The sequence below is a fragment of the Gardnerella sp. DNF00983 genome (assembly GCF_049244265.1).
Taxonomy (GTDB): domain Bacteria; phylum Actinomycetota; class Actinomycetes; order Actinomycetales; family Bifidobacteriaceae; genus Bifidobacterium; species Bifidobacterium vaginale_J.
In genome coordinates this window covers 162,703-186,223 of the sequence record NZ_CP058392.1, presented here as the reverse complement: position 1 = coordinate 186,223, position 23,521 = coordinate 162,703, and the positions used below count along the sequence as shown (strand labels likewise).

13 protein-coding genes and 3 rRNA genes are annotated in these 23,521 nt (G+C 44.1%); 3 read left to right on the top strand and 13 right to left on the bottom strand.

Features of this window, described 5'->3' with window-relative positions; translation table 11 throughout:
• Nucleotides 1-9: 9 nt before the first annotated feature.
• The 3 genes from HXT34_RS00720 to HXT34_RS00710 form a co-directional block, all read right to left on the bottom strand.
• Nucleotides 10-1,221, bottom strand: coding sequence for a TIGR03773 family transporter-associated surface protein (locus HXT34_RS00720; protein ID WP_421784967.1), 1,212 nt, complete (start codon nucleotides 1,219-1,221; stop codon nucleotides 10-12).
• 34 nt (nucleotides 1,222-1,255) lie between these two features.
• Nucleotides 1,256-3,712: a choice-of-anchor M domain-containing protein gene (locus HXT34_RS00715; protein WP_421784965.1), complete on the bottom strand. Its 2,457-nt coding sequence runs from the start codon at nucleotides 3,710-3,712 to the stop codon at nucleotides 1,256-1,258.
• 220 nt (nucleotides 3,713-3,932) lie between these two features.
• A complete protein-coding gene (locus tag HXT34_RS00710) occupies nucleotides 3,933-4,487 on the bottom strand; it encodes a cysteine hydrolase family protein (protein WP_004118531.1) in 555 nt (184 codons plus the stop codon).
• A 257-nt stretch (nucleotides 4,488-4,744) separates the two neighbouring features.
• On the opposite strand from HXT34_RS00710, the gene HXT34_RS00705 reads away from it, so the two are divergent.
• Nucleotides 4,745-5,305, top strand: a complete 561-nt coding sequence (locus HXT34_RS00705; protein WP_421784963.1) for a hypothetical protein — start codon at nucleotides 4,745-4,747, stop codon at nucleotides 5,303-5,305.
• Nucleotides 5,306-6,001: 696 nt separating this feature from the next.
• Here the strand turns inward: HXT34_RS00705 and rrf are convergent.
• From rrf to metG, 10 genes are all read right to left on the bottom strand, one after another.
• Nucleotides 6,002-6,118 (bottom strand): 5S ribosomal RNA (gene rrf, locus HXT34_RS00700).
• Between the two features lie 179 nt (nucleotides 6,119-6,297).
• Nucleotides 6,298-9,357 (bottom strand): 23S ribosomal RNA (locus HXT34_RS00695).
• 378 nt (nucleotides 9,358-9,735) lie between these two features.
• Nucleotides 9,736-11,262: ribosomal RNA gene (locus HXT34_RS00690) — 16S ribosomal RNA — on the bottom strand.
• The 16S, 23S and 5S rRNA genes sit together here, the layout of an rRNA operon.
• 190 nt (nucleotides 11,263-11,452) lie before the next feature.
• Complete coding sequence (locus HXT34_RS00685; RefSeq protein ID WP_162861153.1) at nucleotides 11,453-11,599, bottom strand: hypothetical protein; 147 nt, start codon at nucleotides 11,597-11,599, stop codon at nucleotides 11,453-11,455.
• 144 nt (nucleotides 11,600-11,743) lie between these two features.
• The gene (locus HXT34_RS00680) at nucleotides 11,744-12,556 is read right to left on the bottom strand and encodes an HD domain-containing protein (RefSeq protein ID WP_421784961.1); all 813 of its coding nucleotides are present in this window, start codon (nucleotides 12,554-12,556) and stop codon (nucleotides 11,744-11,746) included.
• Between the two features lie 15 nt (nucleotides 12,557-12,571).
• Nucleotides 12,572-15,268 carry a KUP/HAK/KT family potassium transporter gene (locus HXT34_RS00675; protein ID WP_421785394.1) on the bottom strand — a complete coding sequence of 899 codons (2,697 nt, stop codon included), beginning with the start codon at nucleotides 15,266-15,268 and terminating at the stop codon, nucleotides 12,572-12,574.
• Between the two features lie 165 nt (nucleotides 15,269-15,433).
• Nucleotides 15,434-16,414: a TatD family hydrolase gene (locus HXT34_RS00670; RefSeq protein ID WP_415687693.1), complete on the bottom strand. Its 981-nt coding sequence runs from the start codon at nucleotides 16,412-16,414 to the stop codon at nucleotides 15,434-15,436.
• Nucleotides 16,415-16,469: 55 nt separating this feature from the next.
• Nucleotides 16,470-18,266 carry an ABC transporter ATP-binding protein gene (locus tag HXT34_RS00665; RefSeq protein ID WP_415687691.1) on the bottom strand — a complete coding sequence of 599 codons (1,797 nt, stop codon included), beginning with the start codon at nucleotides 18,264-18,266 and terminating at the stop codon, nucleotides 16,470-16,472.
• Between the two features lie 2 nt (nucleotides 18,267-18,268).
• Nucleotides 18,269-20,083, bottom strand: coding sequence for an ABC transporter ATP-binding protein (locus HXT34_RS00660; RefSeq protein ID WP_415687689.1), 1,815 nt, complete (start codon nucleotides 20,081-20,083; stop codon nucleotides 18,269-18,271).
• A 337-nt stretch (nucleotides 20,084-20,420) separates the two neighbouring features.
• On the bottom strand, nucleotides 20,421-22,292 hold the full coding sequence (gene metG / locus HXT34_RS00655) for a methionine--tRNA ligase (protein ID WP_415683096.1): 1,872 nt from the start codon (nucleotides 22,290-22,292) through the stop codon (nucleotides 20,421-20,423).
• A 333-nt stretch (nucleotides 22,293-22,625) separates the two neighbouring features.
• Between metG and HXT34_RS00650 the strand changes: the two genes are divergently transcribed.
• Together HXT34_RS00650 and HXT34_RS00645 are read left to right on the top strand one after the other, a co-directional pair.
• Nucleotides 22,626-23,252, top strand: coding sequence for a hypothetical protein (locus HXT34_RS00650; protein ID WP_415687685.1), 627 nt, complete (start codon nucleotides 22,626-22,628; stop codon nucleotides 23,250-23,252).
• Entirely contained in the window at nucleotides 23,243-23,506 is a 264-nt protein-coding gene (locus HXT34_RS00645) for a hypothetical protein (protein ID WP_421784957.1), read from the top strand. Before HXT34_RS00650 ends, HXT34_RS00645 begins: the two co-directional genes overlap by 10 nt.
• The last annotated feature ends 15 nt before the right edge of the window (nucleotides 23,507-23,521 follow it).

Genomic DNA, 23,521 nt, shown 5'->3' with positions numbered 1-23,521 from the left:
GTTACACCATTATTTCCACTGAGTACCATCAGATTGCATATCGTCCGATTGAGAATATTGAGAATTATTAATTGGCGACATTACTGTCGTTTCTTGATCACGCACTAAATCCGACAAAGCACTTTCGCCATTTGCATTATTCACATAATTTGCATTATTTGCATACTGTTGATTAGCTTGTGCAGAAACTTGCTTAGCGAGCGCAAGATTTCGTGCTTTCTTGCTTTTAACTACAGCTATTAGCACAAAAATCACAATAATTACGGCAATAATAGCCACAAAAATACCTACGATTTGAAGAACTAAAGCTGTATCGTCACTTTTTTCAGATACTTTGTGAGAATGCTTATGCTTGTTGTGAAGAAGTTTGTTATGATGGCTAGCTTCATCTTTTCCAGCTTCATCGTTGTCTTCTTCATCTTGATCCTCTTCGTCACCATCGTCACCCTCGTCGCCACTTGCTCCAGCAGCAGCGCCCGCACCTAAAGCAGCATTAGGATCAGCATTATCTCCAACAGCAAAATTAAGAACACGCGTATCGCTTACAGAGCGTCCATTTTTAAGCTTTCCAGAAAAAGTAAGCTTCACATGATAAATTCCAGGCTTAGAAAACACCCAATTCACGTGAGTATGAGCGTTAGTTTCAATCCAGCTGTTTTGCGGATAACCTTTAGTACTATCCCAAAGTTGCTGTGGATTATTGTTGCCATTTTCTAAGTAAACATGCAGTTTACCCGGACCGCTTACTCCTTCAAGCGAAAGGTTCGCACCATGATCGAGCTCGTTAAGCACTCCACCTTCCTGCGTATTCCAACCAAGCCACGGCACATCAGGATTTTGAGTTTGTGGAATAACATACAGCTTCGTTCCAGGCTTTTCGCCAATAAAACTGTAAGCAGCGTCATCAGGCATAGGAATTATTGAATTGCCGCCTAATTTAAATACCACATTTTCTGGGTCTCGCCACACTGGTTCGTCACCAGTATCATCGCGAATCTTCAATTTCCATTTGCCGTCGATTAGCGTCGGTCCAAAATCAGCATGACCTGCTTGAATCATAACTGGCTGGTTGCCTTCATTAGCATAAGCAGTTTCCTGCATTGGATTTGGTGCACACAAAGATGCAACCAAAGTTACTAAAGAAAATATGAGCGCAAGCAACGCAGTAGAATATACATTCTTTCGTTTTGCTCGCAATGTTTCATTTTGTTTGTAATTCATTATTTAAACTTTCTAGTAATAATACGAATACTATTTACAACAATTTCAATTTAGAACGTACCAATGCGCCACATGCGCCAGTTATTGTGCATAAGCCAACGCTCGCGCTTGAAGCTGCGACTGCAACCAATTTATTCGAGGAACTATTACCTTTCGTATCATCTGAATCATCTTCATAAGCTTCATCAGATTCTTCGTCGTATTGCCTTACATCCTGCGAAGCATGGCGTTCATTATTCTTAACAAAATCAGAATTATTGCCGAAATTATTGCCGGAACTATTTCCAGAATTATTATCTGTTCTTACGAAATTACGAAAAGTTTGCCCACTTTTCTTAGAGCTCTTGTTCTTAGTATGAGTTCCACCAGAAGTTCGTCGCGATGAAGTATGCGACGATTTTCCGCTTGAATTTTCTGTTCTCGTAAAAGAGCTAGAACCAGAGCCAGAACCAGAGCCAGAACCAGAGCCAGAGCCAGAGCCAGAACCAGAGCCAGAGCCAGAACCAGAGCCAGAACCAGAGCCAGAGCCAGAACCAGAACCAGAGCTAGAACCACTTTGCGTATTATTCTTAGAATTATTCTTAGAATTATTCTTACGATTAGTGCGGTTAGTATTATTGCGATTATTCTTTGTGCGCTTTAATTTTTTGTTGGATTTCTTAAAGAAATTAGATTCGAATTGGAATCCACTGTTAAAACTAGATCCGAATAGTCCAGAATTTTCAGTGCTACCGAATACACCTTTCAAAAAGTTCTTTCCACCAACAAAATGCTTAGTCTTATTTCTACGCTTATTATGATGCTTATTATTGCTCTTCTTATGACGCTTCTCATGACGCTTTTTCCCATGAGGATTCTCATCATCTTCAGAATCAGAACCGCTTTGATCATCATCGCTATCATTGTTATGAGAGTGAGGAACGCCCTTCATCTCAATAACATAATCGCAAAACTCATCAAATTTGCTATTTCTGTAAAGCTCACCGTTCTTTAAAACTAAGGAAGGACGAATCGTTGCACCTTGCATTGATGCATCAAGTTTTAAGTCCAACTTGCTGCTAACAGCACCAGGAATGCGCTTAAAATCGTTTTCCCCTTCCTTTTTAATCAACCAAACATAGTCTTTAACAATGGAAGTTACAGGACTCGTAGGGTCATCGATTGGATCACCGGTAGTAGCATCTGTTGCAACGTGAGGGTTAAGCAATACTGTTTTCGCATGTAAAGTATCCCCTGGCTTAAAACGCTTATAAGGAACAATCGCTTTTACTACAGGATGCCCGTCAGCACCGTGATCTTCAACAGCGATAGTTGCAGACGCAGTATCTTTGCCAACTTGCGTTTCGCCTTCAGTTGCGTGAGCATACACTTTCATCTTGTTCATTGCAGGCTCAGCTGGAAGCTGCAATCTCTCAGCAAAAAGAGTGGTTCCATACGCGTCAGGACCTTCGTCAGCGCGCACATATCTCCACTCAATACGAGCACCCTTTGGTTTGTTAACTACTTTTAAGTCTAAACCACCATAACCTTCGTATGAATGATAATGTGGATGTTCTCCAGAATCGCGAATATTGCCGATGCGCATATCGCCACCATCGTCTTTATCCGTGTCTTTATGTTCTTTGGAAGCTTCGTGCGCTTCTTCATCATCGTCAGGATTAATAAAATCACCGCGACGGTGCAAATCAAGCGTTTCCGAAAGGCCAGAAGCAGGCACTTCGCCAGAATATGTGTCTTCTACTTCAAAAGTGTATTCTGCAGGCTCGGTTGTGATCTGCTTTTTAGTATTCTTATTTGTAATAGTTGCTGCTACTTTTAGCTTGTAAACGCCAGGCTGCGTAAATCCCCAGTTTGCATGCATATGACCAGCAGTATGTTGGTGAATTACGCCAGGGAGCATAAATCGACTGCCATCAGTATCAGGTTCGTCGTCTAAATCATTCTCTTCAAATGATACTTTCTTCGTATTTTTACCAATGCCACCGGTAGTCCAAAGCAGAATGCGCCCGTTCATTGGTCCAGTAACTTGCTGAATTGCAATATCTGCTGTTGCGTCATCTGCGTGAGATGCACCAACTAAAGTTGCAGCATAACTTGTGTCCCAACCCGGGAAGAGAGGATTTCCTTTTTGATTTCCGGAGCTATCAAGATAGTAGTATTCAGTAGCGAGAGAAGGAAGTTGCGATTTTGTAGTGTATGTGCTTTTTGCTACGCGCAAAGTAGTGTTTTCAGGCTTTAAGAAAGTTTCAGCGTCTTTTTCGACGGTCATAATGAATTTACCATTGTATTGAATTGGGTAAAACACGTCTGTATGACCGTGACTTAGCACTTCTTTTTTTGTAGGATCGTATTTTTCACCAGGATTACTATTTTCTAATGCAACTGCTGGTAAAGCTGCACTAAATCCTGATGCAAGCACGGCAAACGCAAGTATTGCAACACTTGCCATTGCAAAAGCACGCTTCACAATATTCCTAATGACCTGAGTCATAATTACTATTTCGCTCTCTACACTTCATCTTCTTATCGTTATATGCGCTCTTCTTTTCGCAAATAATTATTGAAGATTTTTAACAACGTCTACTAATAATAATAATGATTCTCATTAATAGCAAGTCGACACTCCGAATAAAAAAGCGCCGGCAGCTTAAAGCAACCAGCGCAATTATTTAATAATTTAATACTTATTTAATATTTTTTAAAAGTAACTTTTAGCCTTCTACAATATCCGCATTAAGGCAAGTCTTAAAGTGGCGCAAAGCCCATTCGTGACCTGCAGGATCAAAGCTTGCAACTGCATCTTTGTGAACCACAATCTTAAAACCAAGATTATACGCATCGACAGCAGTGTGAAGCACGCAAATATCCGTGCAAACTCCCACCAAATGCAGCTCCTCAATATGTCGTTCGCGAAGCTTAATCAGCAAATCCGTGCCATTAAACGAAGAGTAGCGAGTTTTATGAATGTAATACACGTTGCTTTTATCTTTATTCGCCTCATAAAAATCACCAAGCGTGCCATATAACTTCTGACCGTGAGTTCCGGCGATATTGTGAGGTGGGAAAAGCTTAGTTTCAGGATGATACGGATCGTTCAAATGATGCGTATCAATCGCAAAAACCACGAACTCACCAGCGTCAAGAAATTCCTGCGAAATCTCGGTAATACGCTTCTCTAGCTTTTGCGCAGGCTCACCTACAGTCAGAGAGCCATCGCTTGCCACGAAATCATTCGTATAATCAATGTTAATAAGGGCTTTATTCATACCTACTCCTTGTATGAAATTTGCAGAATAATTACTTGATTTTATTTCAATTGATAGCCCAATTATCAACTCAATTGCTGGCCCAATTGCAATCGGCGCAATACCTTAATACTCAAAGAATACTCAAAGCTCACTTGCTTCTGCACCGACTATCATCATTTAATCACTACCATGAGGCAAATTCTAAATCTTGCTGATAAAATATTAAATCAAAAAAACAAATTAACAACTCTAAATAGTCTTATAGGTAGGAAAATATGAAAAAAATAAAAACTCACCAGATTATTAATCTCATTTTTAGCGGAATTGGCTTAATTGGATTATTTCTACCATATTCTTCATCATGCGGAGAATGCAGGAATTTTTTGCTGTCAAATCCGAATGCCTTCCTTGCAGAAGAAATAGGTTTTAAACGTATTGACGCTGTAGATTTATCGATGTTAGAAAATCTTAGATTATATTTCTTAATGAAAGACAATTATCATGGGTACAACTTTGATAAAGGTGAAGCAATACTCAATATTGTACTTATAATTACACTGATTGTAGCGATACTTTTTATACTATTGTTTACGCTTTTAAATAAGCCTGTTGCAAATATTATATTTGCACTCATCTTAGCAGCCGCATCACTTCTTATGAATTATGATGCAGAGCTCCGTCATGTACTTCCTTCAGATAATTACACTTGTGGCTTTACATATTACCTTTATGCACCACTGGCAGTGGCTGTAATAGTTTGCTCAATAGTTGGAATTGTCATAAAAAAGAGAGAAAAGAAAGCTGCAAGACTTTCAAATTTTGCACATGCAAAATAAAAATAAACAAAATTGTAAATTATAAGCAGTTTACAAAATAATAGTAGGGGTCAGTATTTTAGAATATTGACCCCTACTATTATCGCTACATTTGCTCGCCGAGCTTGCTCAGAGTTGAAAGCACAGTGTGCTTTCAACGCAAGCGAGGTCTGCCTTCGTCAATAAAGACGAAGGCAGGGCAGGTCCGCGTGGTAGTTCATTAAGAATTCGGCTGTGACTGGCGTGCGCTGACGACCTGCTTGAGCGTTGCGGTTTAGAGCGTAGGCGGCATAAACTTTACACAGCTGTAAAGTTTTGGTCGGAATCTAGCTGGGAAGCGGCATATACTTTACACGGCTGTAAAGTTTTGGTCGGATTTTCTTGCGTAGGCGGCATAAACTTTACACGGCTGCACAGTTTCGGTCGTTTTCCGTTACTGGCGCAGATTAGCTACTGCGCGAGTAACGTATAACCCCGCTTATTCGTTATTAACGTAGATTACATACTGCGCGAGTAACATATTACCGTTACTTTCTCAGATACTCGACTGAATTTGTAACAGTGTTTAAAATGTGGCTTATACGCGCAGAAGATTCATCAGCTTAACTTTACACACTTTTCGGCCTATAACCCCAAAAAACAGTAGTGGGGAATAAATAATAGTAGTGCGTGTAATAAAAAAAGCGGGGAGTTAAAAACTCCCCGCTAGAAAGATTAATGCGGCAGCGTGCTAGTCTCCCACACCCTATCGAGTGCAGTACCCTCGCCGTGTCAGGCCTTAGCTTCCGGGTTCGGAATGGGACCGGGCGTCTCACCTGAGCCATGACCACCGCAAAACTAAATTATACACTCACCAACAGTGAGTGGCAACACGTGGCGGTTTGGGAACCGGACATGAACGCGAATAAAAACTCTTTTATCAACCGATCGTTAAGCAAAACATTCAGTACTCATTAACGCTAGAAGAATAATACTCAAAAGGAACTCACCCTCCCCACTAGTAAAAGTGAGGAAGAATGTCACCATCGCCCATTAGTACTAGTCAGCTCCACCCCTTACAGGGCTTCCACGTCTAGCCTATCAACCACGTGTTCTACATGGGGGCTCACACACTAAAGTGCAAGGAATGCTTATCTTGGAGCAGGCTTCCCGCTTAGATGCTTTCAGCGGTTATCCCTTCCGAACGTAGCTAACCGGCAGCGCCACTGGCGTGACGACCGGCATACCAGAGGTTCGTCCACCCAGGTCCTCTCGTACTATGGGCAGGTCTCCTCAACATTCCAACGAGCGCAGAGGATAGAGACCAAACTGTCTCACGACGTTCTGAACCCAGCTCGCGTGCCGCTTTAATCGGCGAACAGCCGAACCCTTGGGACCTGCTCCAGCCCCAGGATGCGACGAGCCGACATCGAGGTGCCAAACCATCCCGTCGATATGGACTCTTGGGAATGATCAGCCTGTTATCCCCGGGGTACCTTTTATCCGTTGAGCGATGCCACGTCCGTACGCCGGCACCGGATCACTATCTCCGACTTTCGTCCCTGCTCGACCCGTCAGTCTCACAGTCAAGCCCGCTTGTGCGATTACACTCAACACCCGATTGCCAACCGGGCTGAGCGGACCATTGAGCGCCTCCGTTACTCTTTAGGAGGCAACCGCCCCAGTTAAACTACCCGCCAGGCACTGTCCCTGACACGGATAACGCGTCGAGGTTAGACGCCAGATATGGAAAGAGCGGTATTTCACCTGTCGACTCCACGCAAGCTAGCGCCCACGCTTCACAGCCTCCCGCCTATGCTACACGATCCACACCTAACGACAATACCAAGGTATAGTAAAGGTCCCGGGGTCTTTTCGTCCTTCTGCGCTTAACGAGCATCTTTACTCGTACTGCAATTTCGCCGGGCTCCTGGCCGAGACAGTGGGGAAGTCGTTACGCCATTCGTGCAGGTCGGAACTTACCCGACAAGGAATTTCGCTACCTTAGGATGGTTATAGTTACCACCGCCGTTTACCGGGGCTTAAATTCACCGCTTCACCGAAGCTAACGGATCCTCTTAACCTTCCGGCACCGGGCAGGCGTCAGAGCGTATACAGCGGCTTACGCCTTCGCACGCTCCTGTGTTTTTGGTAAACAGTCGCTACCCCCTAGCTTGTGCCACCCCCAACAGCTCCGCTTGTAAAAAACATCACCATCAGGGGTCTCCCTTATGCCGAAGGCACGGGAGTAATTTGCCGAGTTCCTTGGCCAGGATTCGCCCGATCGCTTCGGTATACTCTACCAGACCACCAGTGTCGGTTTAGGGTACGAGCGGAATCACACCTCACGTTGAAGCTTTTCTCGGCAAGCAGGATCACCGGAATCAGCCTTACAGCCTACCCATCACGCCTCAGCTTTAACATCCCCCGGATTTACCTAGGAGACAGCCCACACGCTTAGCCACGGAAAACCACCTCCGCAGCCGGCTACCTACCCGCGTCACTCCCACGCTAACCTACTACCGATACAGTCCCAACACAAACAAGCCAACAACCCCGAAAGGCAGCCAGCCCATAAATGAAGGTTAGTACTCTCAGATTCAGTTCGAACGGTGTAACACCGGTACGGGAATATCAACCCGTTCATCCATTCGACTACGCCTGTCGGCCTCGCCTTAGGACTCGACTCACCCGGGGACGACGAACGTGGCCCCGGAACCCTTAGTCATTCAGCGGACGGGATTCACACCCGTCTCTCGCTACTCATGTCTGCATTCTCACTCCTGTAAAGTCCACGACAAGTTCACACTGCCGCTTCACCCCATACAGGACGCTCTCCTACCCCGCATGAAACAAATCATGCAGCCGCGTCTTCGGTGGCGTGCTTAAGCCCCGCTACATTGTCGGCGCGGAACCACTAGACCAGTGAGCTGTTACGCACTCTTTCAAGGATGGCTGCTTCTGAGCCAACCTCCTGGCTGTCTATGCGACTCCACATCCTTTCCCACTTAGCACGCGCTTCGGGACCTTAGACGACGATCAGGGCTGTTTCCCTTTTGACGACGGAGCTTATCCCCCGCCGACTCACTGCCGTGATAAACCTAACAGGTATTCGGAGTTTGGCTGCTATTGGTACCCGGTATGGGCCCGCAAGCATCCAGTAGCTCTACCCCCTGTAAGCAATAACACGACGCTGCACCTAAATGCATTTCGGAGAGAACCAGCTATCACGGAATTTGATTGGCCTTTCACCCCTAACCCCAAGTCATCCCCCCAGTTTTCAACCTAGGTGGGTTCGGTCCTCCACACGGTCTTACCCGCGCTTCAACCTGCTCAGGGCTAGATCATCCCGCTTCGGGTCCAGGACATGCGACTCAAACGCCTTTTAAAACTCGCTTTCGCTACGGCTCCCCCACCCGGGTTAGCCTCGCCACATACCACTGACTCGCAGACTCATTTTTCGATAGGCACGCCGTCACCCCACAAAGAAGGCTCCGACGGATTGTAAGCGCACGGTTTCAGGAACTATTTCACTCCCCTCCCGGGGTGCTTTTCACCTTTCCCTCACGGTACTAGTACACTATCGGTCAGACAGGAATACTTAGGCTTACCCAACGGTCTGGGCAGATTCACGCGGGATTCCACGAGTCCCGCGCTACTTGGGAATAAACATAAAGAGACATCGCACGACAAGCTACGGGGCCATCACCCTCTACGGCTGGGAATTCAATCCCATTCACCTAGCACGACATTTTATCACTCTCCTCAACCCCGTCAGAGGCTGAACAGTCCATCCCACGACCCCGAATGCGCAACACCTGACGGCTATCACACGCACCCGGTTTAGCCTGATCCGCTTTCGCTCGCCACTACTCACGGAGTATCCTTTCCTGCAGGTACTGAGATGTTTCACTTCCCTGCGTACCCCCCACAAAAACTGTGGTGACCACTCATAACAGTGGCCGGGTCTCCCCATTCGGAAATCCTCGGATCAAAGCCCACTCGGCAGCTCCCCGAGGCATATCGCAGCCCGTCACGTCCTTCATCGGTCCTGTCTACCAAGGCATCCACCATACGCCCTTACCAGTGACAAACACTAAAGTAAGAACCCATCAGCAAAATTCTCTAGACAAAAAATCATCACACTAAACGATCACAAAACGATCAAGCGACTCCAACAAAAGGAGCCGGTTGAAATTGATAAAAGCAAAAAAATCGAAACCAAAAAAGTCTCGCATTTTACTCGCGTCCACTATCCAGTTCTCAAACCACCACAACACCACAAAACCAGCATCAACACCAAAAAGCATCAACCTGAAATCCTGCGGGTCAAGGACCGCAACCCCAAACAAAAAGGGGGGTGGCAATCCGGGAACCCAAAAGCATGCCCAACAAACTCACATAAAAACGTCAACTATTGTTTTCCACACCAGTAACCACACTCAACCGAGCGTGCACAAAAAACTCCGTAGAAAGGAGGTGATCCAGCCGCACCTTCCGGTACGGCTACCTTGTTACGACTTAGTCCCAATCACGAGCCTCACCTTAGACGGCTCCATCCCAAAAGGGTTAGGCCACCGGCTTCGGGTGCTGCCCACTTTCATGACTTGACGGGCGGTGTGTACAAGGCCCGGGAACGCATTCACCGCGACGTTGCTGATTCGCGATTACTAGCGACTCCGCCTTCACGTAGTCGAGTTGCAGACTACGATCCGAACTGAGACCGGTTTTAAGGGATCCGCTCCATGTCACCATGTCGCATCCCGTTGTACCGGCCATTGTAGCATGCGTGAAGCCCTGGACGTAAGGGGCATGATGATCTGACGTCATCCCCACCTTCCTCCGAGTTAACCCCGGCGGTCCCCCGTGAGTTCCCGGCATAACCCGCTGGCAACACAGGGCGAGGGTTGCGCTCGTTGCGGGACTTAACCCAACATCTCACGACACGAGCTGACGACGACCATGCACCACCTGTGAACCTGCCCCGAAGGGAAACCACATCTCTGCAGTCGACAGGCACATGTCAAGCCCAGGTAAGGTTCTTCGCGTTGCATCGAATTAATCCGCATGCTCCGCCGCTTGTGCGGGCCCCCGTCAATTTCTTTGAGTTTTAGCCTTGCGGCCGTACTCCCCAGGCGGGACGCTTAACGCGTTAGCTCCGACACGGAACCCGTGGAATGGGCCCCACATCCAGCGTCCACCGTTTACGGCGTGGACTACCAGGGTATCTAATCCTGTTCGCTCCCCACGCTTTCGCTTCTCAGCGTCAGTAACAGCCCAGAGACCTGCCTTCGCCATTGGTGTTCTTCCCGATATCTACACATTCCACCGTTACACCGGGAATTCCAGTCTCCCCTACTGCACTCTAGCCCGCCCGTACCCGGCGCAGACCCACCGTTAAGCGATGGGCTTTCACACCAGACGCGACGAACCGCCTACAAGCTCTTTACGCCCAATAATTCCGGATAACGCTTGCGCCCTACGTATTACCGCGGCTGCTGGCACGTAGTTAGCCGGCGCTTATTCGAAAGGTACACTCACCCGAAGGCTTGCTCCCAATCAAAAGCGGTTTACAACCCGAAGGCCTTCATCCCGCACGCGGCGTCGCTGCGTCAGGGTTTCCCCCATTGCGCAATATTCCCCACTGCTGCCTCCCGTAGGAGTCTGGGCCGTATCTCAGTCCCAATGTGGCCGTCCGCCCTCTCAGGCCGGCTACCCGTCGAAGCCTAGGTGGGCCATTACCCCGCCTACAAGCTGATAGGACGCGACCCCATCCCATGCCACTAAACACTTTCCCAACAAGACATGCGTCAAGTTGGAGCATCCAGCATTACCACCCGTTTCCAAGAGCTATTCTGGAGCATGGGGCAGGTTGGTCACGCATTACTCACCCGTTCGCCACTCTCACCAACCAGCAAGCTGGTCAGATCCCGTTCGACTTGCATGTGTTAAGCACGCCGCCAGCGTTCATCCTGAGCCAGAATCGAACCCTCCACGAAAAACTTCAATGAAGAGCCAACAAAAGGCTCCAATATAAAAGAAAAAGACGAGACATTCTTTAAGGAAAGAACATCCCAACAAAAAACCTCACCACCATTTAACCATCTCTCAGGCACCCTGCAATCTGCAAGGCAGGCAATGAACTGGCAATAATTAACTAATAAGTAGTACAGACACGCTCTTGAGTTCTCAAACCACCACCACACCAGCCGGCTCATCAACCTCAACCGAGGAGAACCAGCCGCGCTGAGCAGCAAGAGATAAACTTACACCAACCCACGCTAAAACGCAAACCCACCAAAAACAAACACCCCAAAACCATTGAAAACAAGCCAAAACACCGGCGTGTCGAAAAACGCGAAAAAGCACCCAAAAAAGCATGCTATCCAATATCGAATTTATAAAAACTTTTTAAAAAATAATAAATTTCTTAAAAAATACGCAAAAATAGGATAAAAATACGCAAAAAATCACTAACGCTCACGCGTCAACGCGCATATTAAAGATTTCTGCCAGACCTGCAATATCTGGCTCACCATATTTCGCGACCAATTGCATCCACTTATTAGCATTGTCTTCACCAAATCGCGCAGCCTTGCGACGATAAGCGTCAACTGTCAAAAAACGAGGAGGAATTGATTTGCTGTTATATTTATCCGCAACCATAACAATTTCTTGCTCAACTGTTTGCGGAATATAGTCTTCAGCAGGAAGAGGCAAATTTTGCGCAACAACTTGCTCTCGAGTCAAACCAACTCCAGTATGATTGCGCGCAAATTGCGCAACGTCCTCGCTAAAACCATTATCAATTAAATATTTATATCCGCGCAAACCGTGCAAAATATAATTCGGCCCATCAAAGCGCAATATGCCACCAGCGTTGCTACTGCCATCACTTTCAAGAACAAAATACGTGCCAATATCGTGCAACAATCCACCTATTAAAGCTGCGTATTCATCAATATACTGTTTTGGAGCTAATCCACCACTGATCGCAGGTAATGCATAACTATCTCCAACAAGCTCCTGAAGGCAATTTTTTGCTAATTCATCACGCTTACGCAAAGTATCACTCATTTGAGGAGCATGATTTTCAGATGACAAAAGCATATTGCAATGATGAGCAATTTGCCAAGAGATTGTCGATATTACAACACAATGACCGTGAATAAGCTCATAAGCGGCAGAAGATGGTGCAGTTGCTTTATGCAATTTCTCTACTTCACTAAAATCAGGTAAATTAGCGAGTTTTATCGAGTTGCAATTAAGTATGCTTTCTGCACCATTTTCCATTTTTAAGACTCTTCCTTAAGACTCTTCCTTAAGATTATTTTTTGCACTCTTTTCGTTTGCAACGCTTTTTTCAGTTGCAGCATTCTTTTCAATTGCAACGCTTTTTTCGTTTGCAACGCTTTTTTCGGATTCAACACTATTCGCATCATCTATGCGAGCAGCATCCTCCACAGCTTGCACAACAGCATGCGTAACATTCGCTGCATCGATATTTGCTACGTCTTTATTAGGCTTCTCCGCGCTAACTTTTTTTGTCTCTTTAATTGGAACTGGGCTAATTTTCCCAGTATTGGCAAGTTTTTCTTCAGCAAACATCACATTAGCAGCCGCAATATCTCGTGCATTCATAACAGCAGTTTGCTCAGCGTCAGTAGGTCTGATATCTTTCGCAACGTGAATATTAGTCTCAACTGCTGAAGCACCTTGCAAAGATTGAACTGCTCGCTGAGAGCAGTCTTCACGCTTCAAACGCGGAGGTCTGCGAGTAGAAACAAACAACGGCTGCACTTCAACAACCGGATTGTATGGAGCCAAACCAAACCATTTAACTGGCGTACCAGCAACATGCCTAATTGCATATTTCATCTTTAGAGATAACGCTCCACGCACAGAAATATTAGATTCCGGCATCAACGCTTTGTGCAACAGCACGTAACGAATTGGTCCAATATCTGGATCTGCATCAACCTTTGGATACACAGATTTTTGACGAGGAAGCTCGCCCGTGTGAGACAAATCGTGCATGATTTGGTGAAGATACGCTGGTATAGAAGGCGACACTTTAAATCCGAGCTTAATTTTTACGCGGAATAAGTAGTCAGTACCGAAATTCTCTACACAATACTCACGAGTAAACGGAGCGTCATCTGTTTCTACAGAAACAGCCCACCAAGCTCTAGCTCGCTTTGGGTGATCAGCAAAAATGGAGAAGAAGATTCCAGTATCGAGACGCTTCATTTCACGATCGGAAGTCAAATACACAATATTGTCGGCGAAATACGGAATTCTAAAATCTCCATGCAACTTATCTAGCACAGGTAAGAAATCTTTCGGCTTCATGTGCAAACGTTGCGAACGTTCGATTTTAGTTCCGTCTTTCCAAGTGACCATAATGATCAAAATTGAAGCACCAAGCAGCATAGTAAACCAGCCACCGTGCATGAATTTCGCCATAGAAGCCACAAAGAACATCATCTCAATCATGAGGAATACAATTGCAAACACGAAAGCACCAAAATGCTTCTTTTGATACCACATGTGCACTGTGAGCAAAATAGTCGTAGCAAGCATAGTTAGAGTTAAAGCTAAACCGTATGCGCCAGAAATATGCTCAGAGTCGCGGAATACCGCAAGAACTGTGATAGTGGCAACACATAGAACAACGTTCACAACTGGAATATACAGCTGTCCACGAGTTCTAGCAGGATATCGCACTTGCAAATGAGGCATCCAATTTAGGCTTGTTGCCTCAGAAACCATCGTATATGCGCCTGTAATAAGCGCTTGAGAAGCAATAATGCCTGCAGTAACAGAAAGAATAACGGCAACATATCGTACATTCGGTTCAAGCATTTGGAAGAATGGGTTCAAGCCTTCTATTGACCATAACGCTTTATCGTTTTGATTTTTCAACATCCAAGCGCCTTGCCCAAAGTAATTTAGCAGCAAAGCAACTTTAATAAATGGCCAGGTTGCGTAAACATTACCTCTACCAACATGCCCCATATCGGAATATAACGCTTCAGCACCAGTAGTAGAAAGGAAGATCACGCCCATAACAGCTAATCCCTGCACATTGTGCGTGCTAAACAGGAATTTCACGCCATAAATTGGGTTAAGTGCTTCAAAAATAGCCCAATCTTGGTCAATATTCATAACGCCAACAAGCGCAAGGAAAGCGAACCAAAGCATCACAACAATGCCAAATACTTTGCCAATTCGCTCGGTTCCGCGCTGCTGTACAGAGAAAAGTATGACGATGATAACAATCGTAATCATCATCGACAAATTCTCATTTTCTAAGAATATTGGCTTAAACACTGCAATAGTACGCAAACCTTCAACTGCTGAAGAGATGGAAACTGCAGGAGTCAGCACAGAATCTGCCAAAAATGCGGCTCCACCAATCATTGCCGGTATTGCAAGCCACGCACCTTTTTTACGCAGAAGCGAATATAAAGCAAAAATGCCGCCCTCGCCTTTGTTGTCTGTTCTCATTGCAACAAATACGTATTTTACGGTTGTAATTAATGTGATTGACCAGAATAACAGCGAAAGCATGCCGTATATAGTTGCGCGATTTATGCTTTGTAAGCCACCTTGACCTGCTAAAAATGTTTGCGCAGTATAAAGCGGAGAAGTACCAATATCGCCATAAACAACGCCAAGAGCAACAATTGCCATTCCCAATGTAAAACGATCGGAACTGGTTTGCAATTTTGCCCACCATCTACCTAACGGACCTCGTACTGCACTAGCAACAAGCTTTTCTGCTTCTTTTACCTCTTGCGCTTGCTGTTGAGCTATTACTTTGCGCTCTTCACGCGTTGTCGTTTTTTTTGACACCTGAGGAGCCTTAGTAAACGAGGCAGCTCGCAATATAGCGTCCTTAGTGCTTTTTAAGGATTTAGTGCTTTTCTCGGAATCTTTCGCGCCGTTGCGAGGATCCTTTGTACTATCGTTTGACGGTACAGCAGTGCGTGACTTCGTCATGCTTAATTGTTCCTCCATATATGAGGCTTCTTCTTGATGCCAACAAGAAGTCGCATAAACCTCACACCTCACAGTTTTATTTCCGTACTTGGATATTGTATACAACAATAGTGCATCGCGCAAAAAATATTAAAAAATCCTTGAAAATTAAGGATTCTTATATTCCTAAAATTCGTAAATTTTTCGCGTATTTTCGCGTGTAACTTTCGCTGCTTGCAATAACGATATATTTAAAACTTCAGAAAGTGTTTCTAGCGTATAAGGAACCATATAAGGCGCGTTTGGACGTCCACGATACGGCATTGGCGTTAAATAAGGCGCATCCGTTTCAACAGTTATATGATCTTTGCCAATAATTCGCGCAGATTCTCGTAATTCATCATTGCCTTTGTAACTTATAGTTCCAGAAAAACTTGCGTACCAGCCGTGCTCTTTCAATATTTCTGCTAAATCCACACCACCAGCATAGCTGTGAAATACTGTTCGCTCAGGAGCACCATCTTTTAGCAAGACTTTTACTACGTCTTCGTGAGCGTCACGATCGTGAATTTGCAAAGGCAAGTTTAATTCTTTTGCGAGCGCAATGTGGTCGCGGAAAGCCTCTATTTGTACTTCTCGCGCAGGCTCTCCCGTACGAAAGTAATCTAAACCGGTTTCGCCTATTGCAACTACTTCTTTTGGATACGCAATTACTAGCGAGCGCAAATGTTGCATAGCTTCGTCAAATGGAATATCGTGATACGGCTTATAAACTATCGGCAGTCCGTCAGGGCCTTTAGCTCCTTTGTGACCGTGTAATACTGCTTCGTTTGGATGTATTGCTATTGCTGCGCGAACTGAATTTTCATGCGTTTGAGCAAATTTAATCGTCGGCTCCCAATCTGGATATTCACATCCGACTTCTAGCATGTGCGAAACGCCTGATGATTTTGCTTGAGCAACTAAGTCGTCTGCAGAAGGTTCCGCTATTACATCGCGACCTTTTTCTGCTAATTCTTGATTTAGATTATGCGCAAAATCCACAACGCTAAGCATGTGCGTATGATCGTCTGCAATTGTTATTCCTTCTTGTAGCAGATTTTCCCATACTGCAGATTGCGATGCTAAAGCCGGCGCCCAATTATGTTCGCGATGATGTTTACTCATATTTTTAAGTCTACTCACAAACTCAACTGTCAATTTTTATTGCAATTATAAGTGTTTATAAAACTGTTTTGCGAATTGCATCATATTGCGATTTTACAAGACGATAATATGCTCCTCTTGCATCCATAAGCTCGTTATGAGTGCCTTTTTCAACAATTTCTCCATGATCGATTACGCAAATCAAATCCGCATTCTCAATCGTCGAAAGCCTATGCGCTATTACAAAAGATGTGCGATTTTTAAGTAATTGAGCTAATCCTGCTTGTAATGCTTCTTCTGTACGAGTATCAATATTGCTTGTTGCCTCGTCTAGAATAAGAATTCGCGGATTTGCAAGTAATACTCTCGCAAACGATATAAGCTGACGCTGGCCTGCAGAAAGAGTGGCTCCGCGCTCTTCAATCTCAGTATCGTATCCGTTCGGCAACTCTTCAATAAATTCGTGAGCATGAACTGCGCGCGCTGCATTCTCAATTTCTTCATCAGTTGCATCGAGCTTTCCGTAGCGGATGTTCTCGCGTACGGTTCCACTGAAAATAAAGCTATCTTGCAACATTACGCCCATTTGTTTTCTAAGAGATGCGAGCGTTACTGAACGTACGTCGTACCCGTCTATAGTAATTGAGCCTTCTGAAACATCGTAGAATCTAGAAAGAAGACTTACAAGAGTTGTTTTTCCTGCGCCAGTAGGTCCCACAAGAGCTACAGTAGCGCCAGGATTAATATGCAAATCAACCAAGTTTAATATTGGCCTTCCATCTTCTTCGTAACGGAAAACAACGTCGTTTACGTCTACTTTTCCTTCGATTTGAGGCAATTGAATAGCATCTGGTTTATCTACAATATTTGGCTTAATTCTTAAAGTTTCAAAAATTCGTTCCAAATAAACTGAGCATGTTACAAGTTGCGTGTAGAAGTTTCCAATATTTACTACTGGATCCCAAAAAGTAGTCGAATACCAAACAAATGCTATAAGCGTACCCGTGCTCACGTTCATTGCACCCAAGTTTGTTATACCAGCGTAATACAAAAGCGCTATTGCTGCAGTCTCAATAATTGAAGCGCCAGGCCAAAGTAACATTTGCACTCTAACGTTTCGCATCCAAGCAGTTCTTACTTCTGCTTGTTGCTCTTGGAAAGTAGCGTATGCTGTAGCTTCTCGCGCAAAAGTTTGAGTTGTTTTTACTCCTGCGATTGATTCGTGCAAATACGCATTTAAATTACTTTGTTTATTTGATAACTTTTTAGACGCTTTTCTTTGCAAAATTTGTAAAGTGCGTGTCCAAATTATAAATATTGGGAATAGCGCTAAGCTCCACAAAGCCATTCGCCAATCTATAACAAACATTGTTATCAATGTAATAATAAGCACAAAAACGTCGGAAAATACGTTAATTAAACCAGACGAAAGCGTGTCAGAAAGCGTATTGATGTAGTTTACAATGCGAATCAGGATTTTCCCGTGTGGACGCGAATCAAAATAGTCAAAAGATAATGATTGCACGTGCGTAAAAATATCTCGGCGCATGTCTTTGATTATCATCTGACCGATGCGCGTAATTGCTAAAGTTCTATACGCTAAACCGAGTTCATACAATATAATGAGCACTGCAAATACTGCAATAATTGCATATAAATAATTTACATTTTTCTGCGGCAACACAACGTCAATTAGCGTTTTTGTAATCATTGGCATTGCTGTCATAATTATGCTTCCGCTTATAACTACCATAATTACGAGTAGAAGTTTAGCAGTGTACGGCTTCATGTATTTTTTAACGCGCATAAGCTCATGCACGTTCACATGCTCTTCTTGTTCTTCATCTTCGCGATAAGTGTTTCGTTGCGCCATTTCTACTCCCCCTTCGTTTCGAATCCTGCAGATTTGCCGCTTTGCAATCCAAGCTGCTTCCTGTAAATCTCCCAGTATCTTCCGTGTGCTGCCACAAGTTCTGCGTGCGTTCCGCGTTCAACGATTTTGCCGTGATCTAGCACAACAATCATGTCTGCATCTTTAACGGATGAAATTCTGTGCGCAATAGTGATTACAGTGCGCGTGCCGTCGAGTTTCTTTAGCTCCTGTTGAATATGCTCTTCCGTTTCCATATCTACAGCAGAAGTTGTATCGTCCATAATCAAGATTGCAGGATTATTTGCCAACGCTCTAGCTAAGCTCAAACGCTGCTTTTGTCCACCAGAAAGACCTACGCCACGCTCACCTACTACTGTTTCATAGCCTTCTGGCATATTCATAATGAAATCGTCCGCTGCAGCAATTGTTGCCATCGTGCGAATAGTATTATCTAATTCCTTACAATTTTCTTTAGTTTGAGTTAATCCAAAACTAATATTTCCTGCAATAGTGTCCGAAAATAGGAATGTTTCCTGCGCAACTATGCTAACTTGGTTACGAACAGTTTCTAGCGGCCATTCGCGCACGTCTTTTCCGTCAATTAAAACACGACCGCGCGTAGGATCGTAGAATCTTGCTATAAGACTTACGAGAGTTGATTTGCCGGAACCAGTTTCACCAAGAATACCCAGTTTGCTCCCAGCAGGAACGTTTAAATCAATATCTTTTAAAATTAGAGAGTCTTGATCATCTGGGAATGAAAAATCAACATGCTCAAAAGTAATTTTGCCTTTGATTTTAACTGTTTCGTCAGCTTCTTTTGGATGTTTAATATGCGATTCTTGCGTAAGAAGCTTGCGAATATTCACGCATCCTGCGTTAAAACGCTGCCAGTCGTTAATAAGCCATCCCGCCATTCGTACCGGCATGTGAAGCATCCAAAGGAAGCTGTTAAAAGTAACGAATGTGCCTAATGTCATGCTGCCGTTTAAAACAAGCCATCCGCCGAAACCAACTGTTATAAGCTCGAGCATAAAACCCATGCCGTCTAGCCACGGCATGTATTTTTGGGTGTTTTTTGCAAGCGTAATATTGCGATTAAAATAGTCTTCGTTGCACTCGTCGAATTTTTTAGTTTCGTAATCTTCGCGCACAAAAGCTTTTACTACGCGATTACCCTCGATATTTTCTTCAACCATTGAATTCATGCGCGCGAAGGATTCGCGAATTGCAAGGAACTTCGGTCTAGCTTTTTTGCCCATAATTTTTGCAAGCAGGAACAAAAATGGCGTAATTGCCATAAGTGCTAAAGCGAGCTTCCACTGAATTGAAAACATTATAACTAGCGCAAGCACGAACATTACTACGCAATCTAACGCCATATATGAAACCCAACTTAAAATATGGCGAATCGCATCTGTATCCGACGTCATTCGGCTCATAATATCGCCTGTGCGCGTGTGATTAAAGTACGTAAAGTCCAAAGAGTGCAGCTTCTCATACTCGTCGCTTACAAGGCGGTACACGGCGTTTTGGCCGAATCTTTCCATTTGAAGCTGGTAAATATATCTTGAGCCAACGCGAATAATCATCATTGCGACCATTAAAACGCATACGCTTATAAGTAGATTATGCTGTTTGCCAATAATGATTTTGTCTACAATAAAGCCCGAAAGCAACGGCATTGTCATTGCCATTGTGTCGTTAATTGTAAAAAGTACAAGCGATACGCCTACTCTCCACATGTCTGGCTTGCAGTATTGCAATACCCAGCGCACGTTACTCGCGTCTTTGCGTTTATTTGGATTGACATACATGCGCTGTTTTCCCCTTTGCTCACACAAATAAAAAAAAAAATAAATCAATAAATAATTTTACATACAAAAACAAAAACATGCGGCGCAGGTCAAAAGATAAAAAGAAGCCCGGCGAGAAGAGAAACCCGCCGGGGCAGAGAGAAAGAGAGAAGAAGGTTTCAATTATGGGGTTCGCGAACGAACCTCGCTAATGGCGAACCATTAACATCTGTTAGTATAGCTAAACATTCGTCCAAAGAAAAGAGTTTTTTCCTTAAAATTTCCTTAAAATATTTTCTTTTAGAGAAACGTTCGCTAGGTTTTCTAATTTTACAATTTATTTATTGAAAATTTCAACCTATTCCCCACTATTTTCCAAAGATTTTTTTGCAGCAGCGAGTCTTTCTGCCTCGACACGCTGACGCTCAGATAAAGCAGATGCGAAACGCTCAAGCTCCTCCTCAACTGCTTCTTTTGGAATCTTGGCAAAAATAGGACTTGGCTTAGGCACAGGAGTACCTGCTACCAACTCCTCACTCTCCCAAGGATGAACAGTTTCTCCCAAGCGATAATCGCCCGTAATAATCGGATACTTAAAGTCTGGATTATCCAAATCTTCAACTTCTTCAATATGAGGCAGAGGCGAGAATACGCCAGTTCCACCAAGCGCTTCCCAAACTTTTTGAGCTGCATGAGGCAAGAACGGCGCAAGAAGATGATTGGCATCCGAAACAGCTTGAGCTGCAACATGCAACACAGTACCAAGGCGCGCCTCATCATCTTTAATCTTCCAAGGCTCAGTTGCGGAAATATATTTATTAATATCCGCAACTACTCGCATTGCTTCAGCAAGAGCATTCTTCTGACGATGGCGCTCAATCAAACTACCAACCAAAGCAAAAGCATCAGAAGTTTGATCGAGAAGAGCGCGATCCATTGAAGTCATAGAATCTTCATCAAGAGGAGGAATTGCGCCAAAGTTCTTATTAATAAGATTTGCAACACGGTTGACAAGATTACCCCAACTTGCAGCAAGCTCTTCGTTATTGTGACGCACAAACTCAGCCCAAGTAAAATCTGCATCAGAATTTTCTGGACCCGCAATAGAAATGTAGTAACGCACAGCATCCACAGGGTAACGAGCCAAAATATCCTTCACATAAATCACAATTCCGCGTGAAGAACTGAACTTCTTGCCTTCCATAGTCATGAACTCAGAAGCAACAACCTGTTCAGGCATATTCAACGGGCCATAAACACCAGATTCGCCACCTTTAGAACCGGCACCATTGTAAGCAAGCATTTCTGAAGGCCAAATCTGAGAATGGAAAGTGATGTTATCTTTGCCCATAAAGTAGTAGCCAGGAGCCTTAGGATCACACCACCAATCACGCCATGCATCCGGCTTACCTTGACGACGAGCCCATTCAATAGATGCAGACAAGTAACCAATAACAGCATCAAACCAAACATATAAACGTTTATTTGGATTATCAATCCATCCTTCAACAGGAACAGGAATGCCCCAATCAATATCGCGCGTAATAGCTCGCGGCTTTACTTCATTAAATAATCCAAGCGAGAAATTAATAACATTCGTGCGCCAACCTTCGCGAGAATGAAGCCAGTTAACATTCGCTTCAGCCAAAGCAGGCAGGTCTAGGAAATAATGCTCAGTTTCTTCAAAGCGTGGAGTTTCGCCATTAATTTTAGAAACTGGGTTAATAAGCTCATCCGGATCAAGCTCATTTCCACAAGCATCACATTGATCGCCACGAGCACCATCTGCGCCACACAATGGACATGTGCCTTCAATATAGCGATCTGGCAAAGTACGACCAGTTGAAGGAGAAATAGCAACCTTCTGAGTGCCCTTGTAAATATAGCCGTTCTTTAAGCATTGACGGAACATTTCTTGCACAACATGCTCATGATTTGCAGTGGTAGTACGCGTGAATAAATCGTAGCTCAAACCTAAATCGCACAAATCCTTAGTAATCACGCGATTATAACGATTAGCAAGCTCTTGCGCAGAAACGCCTTCCTTATCTGCTTCAACCAAAATAGGTGTGCCGTGCTCATCCGTGCCAGACACCATTAATACGTCATTGCCTTTCATGCGCTCGTAACGCGCATACACGTCTGACGGAACCCCGAAGCCTGCGACGTGACCAATATGACGAGGGCCGTTAGCATACGGCCAAGCAACATTCACCAAAATATGACTCATAGACAATTATTATCTTGTTCAACGCGGACAGTAGATAAGAACATTGCAAAACGAATCCCAAATATACAAGAAAAACACGCTGAATAACAAGCCTCATACGAGTTCATCCACATATCCACAAGTTATAAAAGCAGCCTGGAATTGAAGCAAATATGAACATAACCTCAACTTATGCACCACGAAACTTATCCGCTACAAAGCATGCATTACAAAGCATTCGCTAGAAAATATGCGTTAGAAAAACATGCATTAGAAAAACAACAATATGCGCGATACGCATTGTAAATAGTCGCGCTAAAAAATAAATACGCAGAAAGAAAGGATTGAGGAAAATTGAAAAAACAACAAAACATACGCGATTTATTGGATATTTGCGAAGAAGCACAAACGCAATTCCCGGAATTACTTGACGACAACCATTTACCGGGCCCAATGTGCATGAAAAAACTTTCTCAAATTGGCGTATTCAATAGGCTTGATTTAAATGCAGGATATTCAAATAAAACAGCTACTTCCACTCAAGGAAGAAGCAATATTGTAAGCAATCTTATGCCTACAGAAAGCATAGCCTGCTTATTTACTGCAGCATGGGTTTGGATAGGAGGCAATTTTCCTGAAAATATAGATGTTATTGATTACGGGCATAGAAGAAAAAAGCCGCACGGCCATGCAATACGCGCATTTCGAAGACACTTAAACAATGAAGAATACGTGATACTTGGAAAAATTAGAATAACAACGCCAGAACGAACAATTTGCGATTTAGCGTACACTCCAAGCGAAAACGAAGAGTACGAACCTTATAGAAAAGATATTGCTCACTTATTGATATCTAAATACAGCATTGACTTGCGAAAATGCAAACGCACTATTGACAGAAACCCATATTTCCCAGGCTCAATACATGCAAGAAATTGGATACGAAACATTGCGAAAGAAGCAAACAAACCATGGAAATGAAGAACTCTTATGCAAGTAAAACAAACAGCCCTCCAAAACCACCTATAATACTCACGCCATCTGTTGCTATCGACCCTGCAACAAAAACGGAAGTGCTATGGTATATCGCGCAAAAAATACCGGAACTTCGCAAATGGATTATTGCAAACCCTTCAGCAGACGCGCAAATTTTAGAATATATTTCTCAACAAGGCGGGCCTGACGTTCGTTACAGTTTTGAAGTGCTATTTTCTGCGTATGACAGCAATGAATAGAAAGCAAAAAATAGT

What these genes read in the sequence shown, in the direction of transcription:
- HXT34_RS00670 (WP_415687693.1), bottom strand. Translation starts at nt 16,414, where the DNA reads ATGAGTAAACATCATCGCGAACATAATTGGGCGCCGGCTTTAGCATCG.
- HXT34_RS00715 (WP_421784965.1), bottom strand. Translation starts at nt 3,712, where the DNA reads ATGACTCAGGTCATTAGGAATATTGTGAAGCGTGCTTTTGCAATGGCA.
- HXT34_RS00720 (WP_421784967.1), bottom strand. Translation starts at nt 1,221, where the DNA reads ATGAATTACAAACAAAATGAAACATTGCGAGCAAAACGAAAGAATGTA.
- HXT34_RS00680 (WP_421784961.1), bottom strand. Translation starts at nt 12,556, where the DNA reads ATGGAAAATGGTGCAGAAAGCATACTTAATTGCAACTCGATAAAACTC.
- HXT34_RS00675 (WP_421785394.1), bottom strand. Translation starts at nt 15,268, where the DNA reads ATGACGAAGTCACGCACTGCTGTACCGTCAAACGATAGTACAAAGGAT.
- HXT34_RS00705 (WP_421784963.1), top strand. Translation starts at nt 4,745, where the DNA reads ATGAAAAAAATAAAAACTCACCAGATTATTAATCTCATTTTTAGCGGA.
- metG (WP_415683096.1), bottom strand. Translation starts at nt 22,292, where the DNA reads ATGAGTCATATTTTGGTGAATGTTGCTTGGCCGTATGCTAACGGCCCT.
- HXT34_RS00710 (WP_004118531.1), bottom strand. Translation starts at nt 4,487, where the DNA reads ATGAATAAAGCCCTTATTAACATTGATTATACGAATGATTTCGTGGCA.
- HXT34_RS00645 (WP_421784957.1), top strand. Translation starts at nt 23,243, where the DNA reads ATGGAAATGAAGAACTCTTATGCAAGTAAAACAAACAGCCCTCCAAAA.
- HXT34_RS00660 (WP_415687689.1), bottom strand. Translation starts at nt 20,083, where the DNA reads ATGTATGTCAATCCAAATAAACGCAAAGACGCGAGTAACGTGCGCTGG.
- HXT34_RS00665 (WP_415687691.1), bottom strand. Translation starts at nt 18,266, where the DNA reads ATGGCGCAACGAAACACTTATCGCGAAGATGAAGAACAAGAAGAGCAT.